Origin of the sequence: Streptomyces hyaluromycini, assembly GCF_002217755.1 — a bacterium.
GTDB lineage: Bacteria > Actinomycetota > Actinomycetes > Streptomycetales > Streptomycetaceae > Streptomyces > Streptomyces hyaluromycini.
This window is the reverse complement of sequence record NZ_BCFL01000020.1, coordinates 541,892-555,773: the sequence shown is the minus strand read 5'-3', so window position 1 is coordinate 555,773 and position 13,882 is coordinate 541,892. Positions and strand designations below refer to the sequence as shown.

The window sequence follows — 13,882 nt, the reverse complement described above, 5'->3', positions numbered from 1 at the left end:
GCTCCCCACACCGTGATCAGAACTGTCATGGTTGCCGAGCCTAGGATCGGCAACCATGACAGCCAACTCCACGGCGTCCCCAGCCGCCCGTGCAGCAGATCGTGATCGTCACCTCACAACCGTTCGCCGCCGGTAGTGGCTGGCCCGGGATCGGGCCTGGTGGCGTCGTCGCCATGCGGACCAGCGAAGCCTGTGTGCGGCTGCGTGGATGGGCCGGGTGACGAGTGTGCTGAACAGGTGCTGGATCTCGTTGCAGGTCAACGGGACCAGGCCGTCCGGAGCCGGTGTGTCAGCGCGTTCGTGGGCGGTGGCTGCGGCGAGAAAAGCATGGGCGAGCATCGCGAGGGTGACCCATCGGTGCCAGGACGTCCAGCGTCTGACCTGGTGCTCGTCCAGTCCGGCCAGGCCCTTGCTGGACTGGAAGGTCTCTTCGACCGTCCATCTGCGTCCGGCCACCTTCACCAAGGTGGACAGGGGCACTTGGGCCGCCGAGTAGCAGCGGTAGAAGGCGAGTTCACCGCTCCTGCGGTTGCGGCGGACGAGCAGATGGTAGTGGCCGGACCCCTCGTCGGCGGTATCGGCCAGGGCCCAGTCGTAGTAGCGATGCCCCTTGGCTCCGGCCCCGGCGGAAAGCTTCTGCCAGGCCCGTTTCGGGAGCATCTTGGCCAGTGCGTCGGCGCGGATTTTGCCTGCGCGGGTAGTGATCTGGTGGTCGCAGGCGACGGCCAGGACGTAGCCGAGCTGCCGTTGCTCCAGCGCGGCCCGCAGGTGCGGGTTGCTTCCGTAGACCTCGTCGCCGGCCACCCAGGACACGAGGATGCCGGCATCCATGGCGCGGCCGATCATGCGGGCGGCGAGTGGGGGTTTCGTGGCGAAGCGCACGGTTTCGGGTATCCCGGCGGCCTGGCAGCGGGACGCGTCCTGGGTCCAGGAGCGCGGGACATAGAGTTCCCGGTCGATCGCCGCATGGCCGCGCGGGGTGGAGTAGGCGAGGTAGACGGCGACCTGGCTGTTCTCGATGCGTCCGGCGGTGCCGGTGTACTGGCGCTGGACTCCGACCGTGGCGGTGCCCTTCTTGAGATCGCCGGTCTCATCGACGACCAACACCGCGTCGTCGTCCTGAAGTTGCTCGATGACGAAGCCGCGGAGGTCGTCACGGACCGCGTCGGCGTCCCACCTCGCCCTGGACAGCAGATGCTGCAAGCCGTCCGGTGTCGCATCCCCGGCATGCTCGGCGAGCGTCCAGCAGTTCTTGCGTGGTAGGTCCGACAACAAGCCAAGGACGAACTCCCGTGCCCGGCGCCGCGGTTCCACCCGCCCGAACCGTCCCGCGATGCGGCCCATCAGGGCCTCGAACATGTCCTGCCAACGGGCAGGATCTATGCTGTGGCCTGCGGCCATCGACTGATCTTCTGTCTTCACACACTGATGATCAACGGTGGCCGCACTCGCTCCCGGACCGGCTCGGACCCGCAAGATCACGATCTACGGCTGGAGTAATAGGCGGTGGACTGTTTCTGCAGGTCAGGTCCTCACGTCCAGGGATGCGCCCTGCGCGCTCCAATGCGCCGCCCGTCCGAAGAAATGATCAGCACCGACAAGCGAGCCGCGATATCCACCCCGAGGGAGTAATCCGGCGCCTCCACACGGCCGCAGGGCATGTGAACGCCTGCCGCATTCGGGATTCGCAGCACCGGCCGGCGCTGTGGTTGGCGAGCTCCTCCAGGAGACACTGCGACCGGGACCGCCGTACGCGCCACGTCACATGGCTGCCAGGACGTATGGCGGCATCTTCCTGATGCGCAGGCAGCCAGGCGGCGACGCAACCTCTGCCACCCGCAGCGCGAATACGGGCAGTGCTCAGCCCGCCCCGGTGCGCGCCGCCAGCGGCCGGCCGGGCTGTTGGTCCGGAACGGCCCTGGTCAATCTGGATAGGGTGACGGATTGTGGTTCACAGCAGGCAAGGTATGGCGAGCGTGTACCTCACATGCGTCGCCCAAGCAGTGCCCCCGACAGTCTCCAGCGCCCGGGCTGCGGTACCAGGCGGCCGGAGCCTGCTGTGACGAGCAGTACCGGCCCAGGGTGCCAGGGGCAGATTCCTGCCGCAGACACCGTAAGGGCGTCCCTGCCCGATGCTGTTCCGCGCTGGATGCAGCAGCCTGTCCCAACGAGGGCACTGCCATGACCGTCGAGCGCCTGCAGACCTCCGTGTTCCTCACCCGGCTGCGGGTCGAGAACTACCGCTCCATCGGCTACTGCGACGTACACCTTGGCCCGCTGACCGTCCTGGCCGGCCCGAACGCCGCAGGCAAGTCGAACTTCCTCGACGCTCTCCGGTTCGTCCGCGATGCTGTGCGGACCTCGCCTGCCCGCGCACTCGAATCACGCGGCGGCCTCGATGAGGTCCTGCACCGTGACGCAGTCGGCCGACGGGCGCACTCCTTCCGTATCCATATGGAAGTCGGCGCGCACGACGGCCTCGCCCGCTTCGATGCTGCCTACACAGTGGAAATCGGGGCCATGCATGGTGACTCCTCCCTACCGGTGGTGCACAAGGACGAACTCCTCATCGACGGAGCCCCAGTAGGCGAACCGTCCGCCCCGAACCTGGCCGGGGACGAGCCTGTCTTCGGGGACGACTTTCTTCTGCCGGCCCGTGTCCATCGCGCAAACCATGAGGTGCGCGCACTCGTCCGGTCTCTGGGCCGTATGCGCTTCTACGAGTTCCTGACGCCGGTCCTGCGGGATGTCGACGACACCTCGAGGAGCGCGAGCGGGCAAATGCTCGGCGAGCGCGGAAGCCGCCTGGCCCGAGTGCTCACCCAGCTGAGTAAGCAGTACCCCTGGGCAAAGGAAGCCCTGGACGGTTACCTCTCCACCATGATCGACAATGCCGTCGCGGTGGACGGCGTAGAGGTGTCCGAAGCCAGCCTCGCTTATGTCGCCGGCCGCTTCCTCCGGGCGGACGGACACGAAGCCAGGGTCGATCGCCGGTCGCTGTCGGAGGGAACCCTCCGCCTCACCGCAGTACTGGCCGCGCTGTTCCAGCCGTTGGTACTGGAGGGCGACATCCCACTCCTCGGCATCGAAGAACCAGAGATCTCTCTGCACCCCCGATGCTCGGTGCCCTCTACGACGCCCTCGTGGCTGCCTCCCGCAACACACAGGTGGTCGTGATCACACAGAGCGCAGATCTCCTGGACAACGCGGCCGCCGACCCCGCCCATCTGCTGGCCGTCCGCGACGACGGAAGCGGCACCGTCATCGGGCCGATCGACGACTCCGGGCGCCGCCTCCTGGCCGACGGCGTCCTGACGCTGCCGGAACTCCTGCGCAGAGGGGAGATGCGTCCCGCAGCCGCTCCAGGACAGGAGCAGTAGGAGGAGGGCGAACAGCGATGAGTGCCCCTACCCGGTCATCGCCTCGATCGGCGAGGGGCATGGGGATGAGAGAGCCCTGCACGAGTTGCTGAACCGCCTTGCGCGCACCTGGTGCCCGGCACGTACGCCGCATCCAGCGTCCCCACCGCCTCCCTCAAGACTGGATGCTCAAGCAGGAAGACCTCGGCCGCGCTCTGTCTCTATGCGGCGGGAAGGTCGTTGACCCAGCTCAGGCCGCCCAGGTCGAGGTGGTGGCGGGCGCGGGTGACGGCGACGTAGGCGAGGCGGGCGTCGGTGTCACTGATGGGCTCGGGCACGGGGCGTCCCTGGTCGTCGTGCTGGTCGGTGTCCTTGGGCGGCGGGAAGTCGTCGCCGATCTGGACGGTGGGCCATTCGCGGCCCTTCGCGGTGTGGGCGGTGGAGACGGTCACGTCGGCGTACTTCTCATCGGTGAGCTGGACGACCGCCGTGAGGATGGCTTCCGGGCCGTGGGTGTCGACGAGGTCCACGAAGGGCTGCAGATCGCGTCCGGCGGGGTCGTGCGCGGCGTAGTCCTGCAGTTCGCCCCAGGAGGAGAAGAGGACGAGTTCGGGGTGGGAGGTGCGGCGGCCGTCTTTCAGATCGCGGGCCGCGATGGCGAGTGCGGCCAGTTGCTGGCCGCCGCGGGTGAGCGCGACACGGCGGCCGGCTGCGAGCAGGCGCATGACCTCGGCCATGGCGCCGATGTTGGTGCGGCACAGCACCGCGTCGGGACGGTCAAGGGCGCCGACGCCGGTGGGAACGGCCTGGGAGCCGGTCAGGCGGATGGGAGCGTCGGCGAGGGTGAGCCACCGGTTGGCCTCCTCGGCGATCAAGGGGCCGAAGCGGAAGGAACGGGTGAGGGTGAGGGGAGTGGCGTCGAAACCGGTCATCACGTCCCGGGCGCCGCGCCAGCCGTAGATGGCCTGGGCCGAGTCGCCGACCATGACGAGTTGGGCATGGCGGCGCTGGGCGGCGAACACCTCCTCCAGGACGGGATTGGTGTCCTGAGCCTCGTCGAGGAGGAGGAAGTCGGCTTCGATCCTCGGCTCGGTCAGGGCCCACATCTTCAGGTAGTGGTCGTGCTCGAAGCGGACCACACCTGTCTCTGGGTTGTGCAGATCGGCCCAGGCTTTGAGGGCGAACGGCATGACGTCGTGGGCGAGTTGGGCGTGTTCGCCGTCCGTGTTCAGGCCGCGCAGCTGCGGCACATGGTGGCGGGACAGGGTGTGGTCGGCGGAGTAGCAGTAGCGGGTGACGGTGCGCAGCACGGTGTGGGAGAGCGTCCGGGGGCTGATCTCGTGGTCGCCGATGCGCAGCGGGCGGGTGATGCCGAGTGCCTGGCCGGTCTTCCAGGCCGGCTGGCGGGGGCTGTTGAGCCGGTGTGTGTAGCGGTGGCCGAGGGCGGCGTAGGCGGTGGCGTGGGCGGTCTTGCACTGTACGGTGCGGGGGAAGCGGGCGGCGGCATCGCGTGCGATGTCCTTGTTGAAGGCGAGATAGCGGCCGCGGCTGAGGGTGCTGGCGGCGAGCTGGGTGAGCGTGCTGGTCTTTCCCGTTCCGGCGCCGGCCTGCAGGACGAGATGGTGACCGGCCCGGAAAGCGTCGACGGCGTGGGCCTGTTCGTCGGTGGGTGTGTGCAACAAGGGCTCCGCGGAAGATGAAGAGGATCAAAGGGTGCCTGCAGCCGTCGCGTCAGGGGCGGCAGGGCAGACGGAGTTACGGCGTTGTGCGGGCGGGAGGGTGCCGGCGGCTGAGCAGGAGGCCGGCCACGCAGGCCAGGACTTCTTCGGGCGGGTGGTCGGCGAGCAGGTTCGCGAGCCGGGCCTCCAGGCGCTGGGCGCGTTCCTGCTCGTCCCAGGCCAGGACTGCGGTCACCCGCCGCCGCAGTAGCTCCTGGGGGCGTTGCCCCAGGGCGGCCGCGGCCTGGCGCAGGGCCCCCTCGGCGGCGTGGTCCAGGGTGACGTTGAGCAGGACCTGGCCGTGCCGGTCGGGGTAGTGCGTGGTCAGGACGTCGACCGGCAGGCGTGCGTCCAGCCGGCGCCGCAGCGCGTGCAGGGCGCCGCCGGGACTGGGGGCGCTGCAGACCGCCATCAGCCGGGTGCGGTCCGCGCTCGCGGCCAGGGCCACGCCGCAGCGCGCCTGCCGGAGTTCACCGGGAGCGGCGGGCCGGAGCAACAGGATTTCGACGGCGTGGTGCGCTGTCACCGTCGGGTCGCCTGCCGTGCGCGGTCCGCAGGTCCGGGGCGTTGTGTACCGGTGGGCAGACGGGTGCGGACGTGCTCGTCGTGGCGCAGCGGGTCGAAGGGCTCCCAGTCGGCCACCGCCAGCTCGGCGGCCGTGGGCGTGGCAGCGTGCTGCGGGCAGCGCTGCGCGCGCCAGCGCAGCCGTTCGGCGTACGGAGTGCCGCTGAGGTCGTAGACCACCATGACCTGGGCGGGCGGGGCCAGCTGGCCGCTGGCTGCCGTGGCCGGCACCAGGACCCAGGCCCCGGCCGGGGCGGTGCCGGGGGAGAGCAGTGGGTTGGTGCAGCGCTGGTGGCGCCGGGTCTGGGCGACGCACTGGATCTCATCCACGGGCCGGGCGGCGAGGTAGCGGACGTACAGCAGTTGCACGATGGGCCGGGCCGGTCGGCATGCGGCGTGCCGGGTTGCCGGGCTGCCCGCCGGCGGGACGGGAAGAGGGGCGAAGGTCCCGGCGTCGATCATGCGGCGGGAGTTCACGGCCAGCGACCGGCGCAGCCCCGCCAGTTCGGGGGACACCGGGGATGCCTCCCGCGCAGGGCAGACAACGGCATGCGGCACGCGGCACCAGCGGCTTCCGTCCCCGGCAGGGTAGGCGACCCCGGAGCTGACGTGCCATTGGCACGTGGCGGGTACCCGGGCGGCCGGCAGTTCGTGCGGATGCAGGCGGACGGGTTGCTGATGACTGCGGCGGTACCACTCGATCCGGTTGCCGCACTCACGGCACCGGTCGCTCTGGCCGCAGCGCAGCAGCCGGCTACCGCCGTCGGGGGCGATCCGCAGGGTACGGCGCTCGCGGTGGGCGACGACCGGGCTGCCGTCCCAGCACCGGGCCGGGGGACGTCGTGGGGGTGTGAAGCGCATGCGGGCGAACCTGTCAGCCGACACACCGAATCCGCGACAGCGGTGCTGTCTGTTCGCCCGGCCGGCCTCACATGATGAGACTGAAGTGCGAACGCCCGGACGCGCATTCGAGATGGTCTCGCCGGTTCGGGTGATCCGTGCGGCCGCCCGGGCAAGGCGTCAGTCCTGGGCCGGGCCGGGCAGGTCGTGCCCGCGGCACAGGGTGCTGAAGAGCTCGTCGAACGGGGTGTCCAGGGCGTGCGCGAGAGCGTGCCAGGTCTTCAGCGTGCCGATGGTGCGGCCCTGCTCGATCTCAATGAGAGTGCGCCTGGCCAGGCCGCTACGGGCGGCGAGCTCGTCGTAGCTCCAGCCGCGCGCGGCCCGCAGACGCGCGAGCTTCAACCGCAGCGCGTTGAGGTCCGGATCGGGCGGCAAGATCGTCACCCGCCCATCCGACGGGGCATACCCTCGACCTGTCAGTGCATACCTCTGCCCTATTTCGCAGGCGGCGGCGGGCGGGCATACCGTGGGCGGCTGCCCCTCGGCCGAGGCGAGGCCAGCGCTGAAAACGACAGGAGGAGCACGCGCCCATGAGGCTGCGCACACCCTGTGCGGCGATGCCGCGCGCATGGACCGTGGAACTGCGCCCGCACCCCGGCGGGCTCGTCCTCGTGTGCCGGCAGTGCCTGCACACCGGCGGAGAGGTCACCGCGGCTTCCGCTCGTTCGGCGGCCCTCACCCACCTCGCACGCCACGCCCGCAGCGACCTCGTCCCACCCCACCTGAGGATCTGCCAGTGCCATGAACGCGGCTGCCGCTGGCACCGCCGCCACCGTGGCTGCGACGGCCCCGTCCGCCTTCTCCTCGCCTGCGAACGCGGCGGACGGGTATGGCGACTTGCCGACGCCTGCAGCACCTGCGCCGCCGCGACTGCCCAGGCCGCCGTCGTGCCTGACACCGCCCTGGCCCGCACGCTGCGGCGGCTGCCCACTGCCCGGCGGCGAAAGCGGCAGCCCAGAGGCCCGGGCGAGCAGACCCGCGTACGCGAAATGCTCAGCTACCTGGCCGCCGCACTTCCGCCAGGTGCTTCGCCCGCCGCGCGCCTGCTCGCCCTGCAGTGCGCCCTGCGAGCGAACGCCACCCTGCAAGTCCGGCTGCCCCAGGGTGTCCTGCGCAGCCTTCGTCTCAACTCCCCAGGTTCATGGCGCGAGTTGGAACGCGCGCATTGGCTGCGCATCACCCCTGGACACGCCGGCGTGGTCGTCGCCGAACTGCTCGACGCCACGCTGTTCAGCCAGGCCCCGGCCCGCCCCGACCGCATGCAGGCCGCGGACTGGGCGCTGCGCGCCGGCTCCCCTTCCGCGGCAGGGGGCATCGGCCCCCTGCCGCAACTGGCCACCGTCTACCTCGCATCACACGCCGACCCCGAGACCGGGTGCGGCCTGAACGACCTCGACCAGATGGCACGCGCCTGCGGAGCGCACCCCACGGAACTGCCTGACACGCTCGACCGGCTGGCCCGGGCCGGACTGGTCAGGTCATGGCAGGTCTGCCCGGACTCGGGGGACCTGCAGTGGACCTGCCGGCGGTTCGATCCTCAGGCCGCGCGCCTGGCCGTCGCGAGGTAGGTGAACAACTGCTCCTTGGTCACCGGGAAGATGGGGTACGCGGGGCGGGGGTGCTCAAGCGGCCACGACGCGCTGAGCGGACTCGCGTCGACTGCGTCGAAGCCGAGCTCTTTGTAGAGACCGGTGACGAACTCAGCCGCTTCGAGGTGGTCGCTGGTCTCTACACAGAACAAATAACCCCAGCTCACGCGCCCCAGCTTCCCCCACTCAATCCACTCACCCCGCCTCTCAGCACATCAGCAACACACCAGACCAGCCACTACTCCGTACACCAACAAGCTCCCCTCCGAGTGTCACCTGCCGTTCCTGCCGGAGGCGCTCGAGGAGCACTGCGGAGAAGCTCGGCAGCGGACATCCGCAGGGAGACAGCCGGAGGTCTCTGCGCGACGAGACTGGCCGACCGTGTGGGGAAAGCCCGACGCGGAGTTGTCTGTTGGCGCGGGTGCGGAGGCACGCGGGTTCAGGTGGTGCAGCTGAGGTAGATCCAGCCGCCCAGGAACAGGGCAGGGAGGCAGCAGGTGATCAGGGTGGGACGGACGTGCCAGGAGAACCATTCCAGACAGCGTGAGAAGACTCCGGTTGCTGCGACGGCGTTGTGGCGGTGGGTGTGGTCGAACAGCAGGCTCGAGGGAGCCACGCCGCTGGTGTCTTTGATCTGCTGCCCGAGGGTGGACATGTGGGTGCGCCATGTCTTGATCCACTGATAGGAACTGAGGGCTACCAGGAGCCAGCCCACGCACAGGGTCATACCGAAGAAGGCCAGCCAGTGCCGGTCGACGGCGCCGCGCTGGCCTGCGACGAAGGCCACCAGGGCGCTTTGGACGACCAGGAAGAGGTTCATGCGGCTGGAGTGCAGTTCCAGGTCGGCGTCGTAGTGCTGCTGGGCGAGTTCGTAGGCCTTCCATAACTCGGGAAGCGGCGGGGCAGCAGGCGGGGGGACCGGTTCGGGCGCCGTCATCCGGCATCGCCCTGCGGGACAGGCGGCAGGACTGCTTGGACGGCTTCTGCGGCCGTGGACACCTCGACGAACAAGCGGGCTTCGGGCGATGCGACGGATTGTGAGGGAAGACCCCAGCCGTGCAGCGAGGCGACCGGCTTTCCTGCGTGCAGGGCCAGGGCTATCTCGCTGAGGGTGCCCCAGCTGCCGCCCACGGCGACGAGGGCGTCGCAGCTGTTGACCAGGACTCCGTTGCGCAGTTCACCCAGCCCGGTGGCCAGGACCTGCGTGAGGTACCGGTTCCCTACGGTGCGGTCACAGCCGGGAAGGACGCCCACGACGGTCCCGCCGGCGGCACTGGCGCCTTCGGCGCAGGCCTCCATCACGCCGCCGAGCCCGCCGCAGACGACGACGGCGTCGTGCTGTGCCAGCAGGGCCCCCACGTGCCGGGCCAGAGATGCCTCATGAGCGGTGGCTGTGCCGGGCCCGACCACGGCGATGTACGGAGGGACGGGGCGTACAGGATCGACCATGCACCTCTCCATTGCCGCATGGTGCGCCGTGCATGCTGCGGGCATGCTGAAGCAGCGATGGGTCTGGGCAGACGTACCCACACCTCGCTCGCGTCACGCATGCAGCTGCGGGCCGACGGGGCGAGCGACAGACGGCGTGGACGGCGTGTGTCCGGTGTGCTGGCCGAGAAGTATGTCCTCAACTCCGGTACGCGCTGCGCCAGTGCTGGAGAGCAGGAACGGTCCGTCTGCCGACCACGGTGGCGGCGAGGCCCGGGGCGAGCCGGGCTGTGGCGTGCACGACGTCGAAGAAGCGGGGAGTCGAGCAGGGCTTGTGCCGCCCGGTCCGTTTCCGGGGCATTGTCCTGCCGCAGCTCGTGCCACCGACCGTCCGTGGCCGGTCCGGCCACCCGGATCCTTGCGCTGACTGCCCGGAAGACGGGAACCAGCATGGGTTCCCTGTGGCGTGAGTGCTGTCGTCCATCCGGTACCAGCTGGCCGTCGACCCCGCGGAGCAGCCGCGCTCGCAGAGCGCCACGGACGAGGTGTCAGGGGTGAGGGGCGGCGATGCGCGCCCAGACGATCTTTCCGCCGGAATGGGTCCTGGCGTAGCCCCACTGGTTGGTCAGGGCATCCACGATGACCAGTCCGCGGCGGCCCGGATCGTCCGCAGCATGACTGCAGTCATGCCGTGATCATGCCACCAGGAGACGACTGTGGGGCCACCTCGCGCCGACAGCCGGAGCCACTTCAAGGGTCTGGCACAAGTTCCATAGAGCGTGCACGGTGAGTAATCGGTTGGGCGGGGAAGTCTCGGCTGGCTAGGCTCCGACGCCAGTGGACGCCGCCGCCCACCCCAGCCCAGGAGGAACCGGCCCAGATGACCTGATGACCCTCAACGCCGAACCTCGCAACGACCTCATCCTCAACGGCGATCACATTGCCGTTGAGGATGAGGCCTACAAACCCGGCACCGCGAGCATCAACCGCCGCGTCATATCCACCTCGGCGACGTTGGTGACCAGCGCACCAGCTGGTCGGCCTTCGGTTCGGCCGCTTCGCGGCGGCTGGTGCCGCGGTGACCTCACGTTTCGACGGATACGGCCCCGCCGTGGACCACCCCGAGATGATCCTGCGACGAGGCGAGCGGACTACCGATGGCCTTGCGGGGCACGGCCAGGGCGATCAGGGCGCCCAGACCGGAGAAGCCGGCGGCGACCGCGAGCGCGGGGCGGAAGCCGTCCAGGAAGACCGCGGTGGAAGTGAAGGCGCCGGGACGAGCGAAGACCGAGGCCAGGATCGCGACGCCGAAGACCCCGCCGATCTCCCGGATGGCGCTGTTGGTGCCGGACGCAATGCCGACGTCGTCACTGGGCACGGAGTCCATCACCTGGTTGGAGACCGTGGCGAAGACCAGCGAGGTGCCGACCCCGGCGACGGCCAGCGCGATACCCATCTCGGTGAAGCCGGTGTGCACCTTGGCAATGGTCGCCACCCAGGCCAGCCCTGCGGTCTGCAGCAGCATCCCGGCGATCAGGAAGGGCCGGTTGCCCAACCGGTCGGTCAACTGCCCGGCCAAAGGCGTGACGACGATCGGCGCCGCCGTCCAGGCCAGCAGCCGCAACCCGGCCTGGAGAGGGGTGAGCCCTTGCGCGTACTGGAAGAACTGGGCCATCAGGAACAACGCGCCGAACAGCCCGGCGTAGAGGAAGAAGCTGACCCCGTTCGCGGCGGCGAAGCCGCGCCTGCGGAACATCGCCAGCGAAATCATGGGCGCGAGCGCGCGCGTCTGCCAGCGCAGGAAGAGGCCCACCAGCGCGGCCCCGGCGACCAGTGCGCCGATGACCTCGCCGCTGCTCCAGCCCGCCGCGTTGGCCCGTACCAGGCCCCAGGTCACGCCGAAGAACCCGGCGCCGGCCAGGGCCAGCCCGATGACGTCCAGGCGGGGGCTGGGTCCGTAGCTCTCGCGCAGCCGGGAGGCGACCAGCGGGATCAGCAGCACGCCGATCGGCACGTTCAGCCAGAAGATCCAGTGCCAGCTGATCCCCTGGACGACCGCTCCGCCCACCACCGGGCCCGAGGCCACGGCGAGACCGGTGATGCCGCCCCAGATCCCGACAGCCATGCCCCGCTTCTCCGCGGGGAAGGCCGTGCTGATCAAAGTGAGCGTCAGCGGCATCACCATCGCGGCCCCCGCCCCCTGCACCGCGCGTGCCGCGATCAGCGCGCCGACCGTCGGGGACAGTGCCGCAGCAGCCGAGGCGGCGGTGAACACCCCCAAGCCGACACTGAACATCCGGCGCCGCCCGAAGCGGTCACCGAGCGCCGCCCCCGTCAACAGGCAGCAGGCGAAGCACAAGTTGTACGCATTCACCGTCCATTCCAGGTCGGACAGGCTGCCGTGCAACGACACCCGCAGTTCCGGCAGCGCGGTGGTCACCACCAGCGTGTCCAGCGCCGTCATGAACACCCCGAGCGAGGCGAGCACCAGCGTCCAGGCCCGCCGCGGGGAAATGTCGGCAGCCCCGGATGCCGGGGCTGCTCCACTGTGTTCGGTCATGATGCTCCTTGAGTATCGAACAGTTCGTTTACTTAATGGGGCAGCACTACGCCTGGCGCCCAGGGGCAACCCGGGCATCACTGGCCCGGCCCCGGCCCCGGCCGCGAGCCGCCAGGGTATCCATTACCGAATCGTTCGGTTACCATATGAGGAGTTCACGGGTTCCCGCAAGGAGGCGGATTGGGGATGACGCAACGAGGCAGGCCACGCGCATTCGACGAGGATGAGGTCCTCGACATCGCGATGCGGCTGTTCTGGGAGCACGGTTTCGACGGTACGTCGATGAGCGACCTCACCGAGGCGATGGGCATCAACCGCCGCAGCATCTACGCCGCGTTCGGCAACAAGGAGGCGCTGTTCACTGCGGCGCTGGAGCGCTACCTGGCCGGCCCCGGAGCGTTTGCGGGAAAGGCGCTGGCACTCCCGACCGCCCGGGAGGTGGCCGAGTCCTTCCTTCGAGGGTCCGTGGAGGCGTTCACGTCATCGGATTGTCCGGCCGGGTGCATGGCGGTCCAGTCCGTGCTGGCCTGCAGCGATGCCGGAGCAGCCCTCCGTACCGACCTTGCGGGCCGGCGGGAGGCTGGGGTGGACGCCTTCCGTGAGCGATTCGACCGTGCGCAACTGGACGGCGATATGCCTGCCGATGTCGATACCCAGGCCCTGGCCGGTTACATCGTCGCTTTGAGTAACGGCATCGCAGTCCAGGCCAGCGGCGGGAGCGGACGGGCGGCACTGTTCCGGATGGTCGACCTCGCGCTGGCGGCCTGGCCGAGCACGTGACTGAAATGCCCGGCACCGCCATCGGATCCGGAGAACGATGCGGCTGTTGACGTTACGGAAGCGAGAGTTCAACGGGGTCCTCGACGCCGCGCCGCACTGGACGGGGTGCAGCGGGAAGTCCGGCCAAGGCACTCGCGTCGGGTTGACCCTGGCGATGTCGAGGGTCGTAGCGAGCGCATTCCAGCGACGGTCTTCGCCGATCCCGGCGCTGCTGAGCGCGGCGGCGAAGACCTCCTGGGCACACCCTGGGAACGGCTCCGGGCCCAGCCCTGCACTCATGCAGCCGAACTGGTCCATGGCCGGCTATCGCGCGATGCGCTGACGAAGGTCGCCCCGGGCCGCGTCCAGGATCTCGTCGGAGAGGCCGGGGGCGGACTCGGCGACGGCCCGTGAGAGCAGCAGGGCACCGACCATCTGGCTGAACGTCGCCAGTGTCAGGGCGCGTACCCTCTGCGGCTCCTCGATCCGGGTCGCGTCCCGCACGATCTGCTCGAAACGCTCGAGGTTCGCAGCCAGGCCTTTGGCGTAGTCGCACATGGCGGCCGGGTCGAAGCGGCGCGCGTCGCCGGCGAAGCCGGCGTTCGGGCAGCCGTGCGCTATGTCCGCTCGATGGTCTGGCGACAGGTAGTAGTCGACCTGGTCGGTGAGCGCGTCGGTGCCCCGCTGCGCCGAAGCGGTGGCGGCGCAGTCGATGTCGGTGAGCCCGCGCGCCATGGCGCGGGTGATCACCTCGTCCACGAGCGCACCCTTCGAGGCGAAGTGGTTGTAGAACCCGCCCCGGGTCAGCCCCGCGCCTTTCATCAGCTCGACGAGACCGACCGCGTCCACGCCGCGCTCACGAAAGAGCCCCTCGGCGGCGGCGATGATCGCCTCCCGGTTCTCCGCAGCCTTCTCTCGTGTCACACCCACGGACCCATCCCATCTCGCCCCGACCCCCTGCGTCACCTCGACTTTAGCCCGATGGGATCAATAGGACAATGTCGG

Annotated in this window: 14 protein-coding genes; 4 read left to right on the top strand and 10 right to left on the bottom strand. The window is 69.7% G+C overall.

Annotated features, from left to right (window positions below; translation table 11 throughout):
* Positions 1–108 precede the first annotated feature (108 nt).
* The gene (locus tag SSP29_RS24310) at positions 109–1,401 is read right to left on the bottom strand and encodes an IS701 family transposase (RefSeq protein WP_438363807.1); all 1,293 of its coding nucleotides are present in this window, start codon (positions 1,399–1,401) and stop codon (positions 109–111) included.
* A gap of 780 nt (positions 1,402–2,181) precedes the next feature.
* Between SSP29_RS24310 and SSP29_RS24305 the strand changes: the two genes are divergently transcribed.
* Together SSP29_RS24305 and SSP29_RS24300 are read left to right on the top strand one after the other, a co-directional pair.
* Entirely contained in the window at positions 2,182–3,177 is a 996-nt protein-coding gene (locus tag SSP29_RS24305) for an AAA family ATPase (protein ID WP_089102870.1), read from the top strand.
* A complete protein-coding gene (locus SSP29_RS24300) occupies positions 3,174–3,380 on the top strand; it encodes a hypothetical protein (protein WP_145968950.1) in 207 nt (68 codons plus the stop codon). The genes SSP29_RS24305 and SSP29_RS24300 overlap by 4 nt, the downstream gene beginning before the upstream one ends.
* A gap of 200 nt (positions 3,381–3,580) precedes the next feature.
* Here the strand turns inward: SSP29_RS24300 and SSP29_RS24295 are convergent, their stop codons facing one another.
* From SSP29_RS24295 to SSP29_RS56225, 4 genes are all read right to left on the bottom strand, one after another.
* The gene (locus tag SSP29_RS24295) at positions 3,581–5,038 is read right to left on the bottom strand and encodes a UvrD-helicase domain-containing protein (RefSeq protein WP_089102868.1); all 1,458 of its coding nucleotides are present in this window, start codon (positions 5,036–5,038) and stop codon (positions 3,581–3,583) included.
* Positions 5,039–5,114: 76 nt separating this feature from the next.
* The gene (locus tag SSP29_RS60955; RefSeq protein WP_089102867.1) at positions 5,115–5,603 is read right to left on the bottom strand and encodes a hypothetical protein; all 489 of its coding nucleotides are present in this window, start codon (positions 5,601–5,603) and stop codon (positions 5,115–5,117) included.
* Positions 5,600–6,502, bottom strand: coding sequence for a DUF6083 domain-containing protein (locus SSP29_RS24285; protein WP_089102866.1), 903 nt, complete (start codon positions 6,500–6,502; stop codon positions 5,600–5,602). Before SSP29_RS24285 ends, SSP29_RS60955 begins: the two co-directional genes overlap by 4 nt.
* Before the next feature lie 159 nt (positions 6,503–6,661).
* Positions 6,662–6,925 (bottom strand): helix-turn-helix transcriptional regulator, encoded by a 264-nt coding sequence (locus tag SSP29_RS56225; RefSeq protein ID WP_089102865.1) that lies wholly within the window; start codon positions 6,923–6,925, stop codon positions 6,662–6,664.
* A gap of 146 nt (positions 6,926–7,071) precedes the next feature.
* On the opposite strand from SSP29_RS56225, the gene SSP29_RS24275 reads away from it, so the two are divergent.
* Positions 7,072–8,109 carry a hypothetical protein gene (locus SSP29_RS24275; RefSeq protein WP_089102864.1) on the top strand — a complete coding sequence of 346 codons (1,038 nt, stop codon included), beginning with the start codon at positions 7,072–7,074 and terminating at the stop codon, positions 8,107–8,109.
* Here SSP29_RS24275 and SSP29_RS24270 read toward each other — a convergent pair.
* From SSP29_RS24270 to SSP29_RS24250, 4 genes are all read right to left on the bottom strand, one after another.
* The gene (locus tag SSP29_RS24270; RefSeq protein WP_089102863.1) at positions 8,079–8,297 is read right to left on the bottom strand and encodes a hypothetical protein; all 219 of its coding nucleotides are present in this window, start codon (positions 8,295–8,297) and stop codon (positions 8,079–8,081) included. The genes SSP29_RS24275 and SSP29_RS24270 overlap by 31 nt on opposite strands.
* Before the next feature lie 272 nt (positions 8,298–8,569).
* On the bottom strand, positions 8,570–9,067 hold the full coding sequence (locus SSP29_RS24265) for a RipA family octameric membrane protein (RefSeq protein ID WP_089102862.1): 498 nt from the start codon (positions 9,065–9,067) through the stop codon (positions 8,570–8,572).
* Complete coding sequence (locus tag SSP29_RS24260) at positions 9,064–9,579, bottom strand: TIGR00725 family protein (RefSeq protein ID WP_089102861.1); 516 nt, start codon at positions 9,577–9,579, stop codon at positions 9,064–9,066. Before SSP29_RS24260 ends, SSP29_RS24265 begins: the two co-directional genes overlap by 4 nt.
* A gap of 1,063 nt (positions 9,580–10,642) precedes the next feature.
* Positions 10,643–12,118, bottom strand: coding sequence for an MFS transporter (locus SSP29_RS24250; RefSeq protein WP_089102859.1), 1,476 nt, complete (start codon positions 12,116–12,118; stop codon positions 10,643–10,645).
* Positions 12,119–12,304: 186 nt separating this feature from the next.
* On the opposite strand from SSP29_RS24250, the gene SSP29_RS24245 reads away from it, so the two are divergent.
* The gene (locus SSP29_RS24245; protein WP_089102858.1) at positions 12,305–12,898 is read left to right on the top strand and encodes a TetR/AcrR family transcriptional regulator; all 594 of its coding nucleotides are present in this window, start codon (positions 12,305–12,307) and stop codon (positions 12,896–12,898) included.
* Between the two features lie 303 nt (positions 12,899–13,201).
* Here the strand turns inward: SSP29_RS24245 and SSP29_RS24235 are convergent, their stop codons facing one another.
* A complete protein-coding gene (locus SSP29_RS24235) occupies positions 13,202–13,807 on the bottom strand; it encodes a TetR/AcrR family transcriptional regulator (protein ID WP_089102856.1) in 606 nt (201 codons plus the stop codon).
* Positions 13,808–13,882 lie beyond the last annotated feature (75 nt).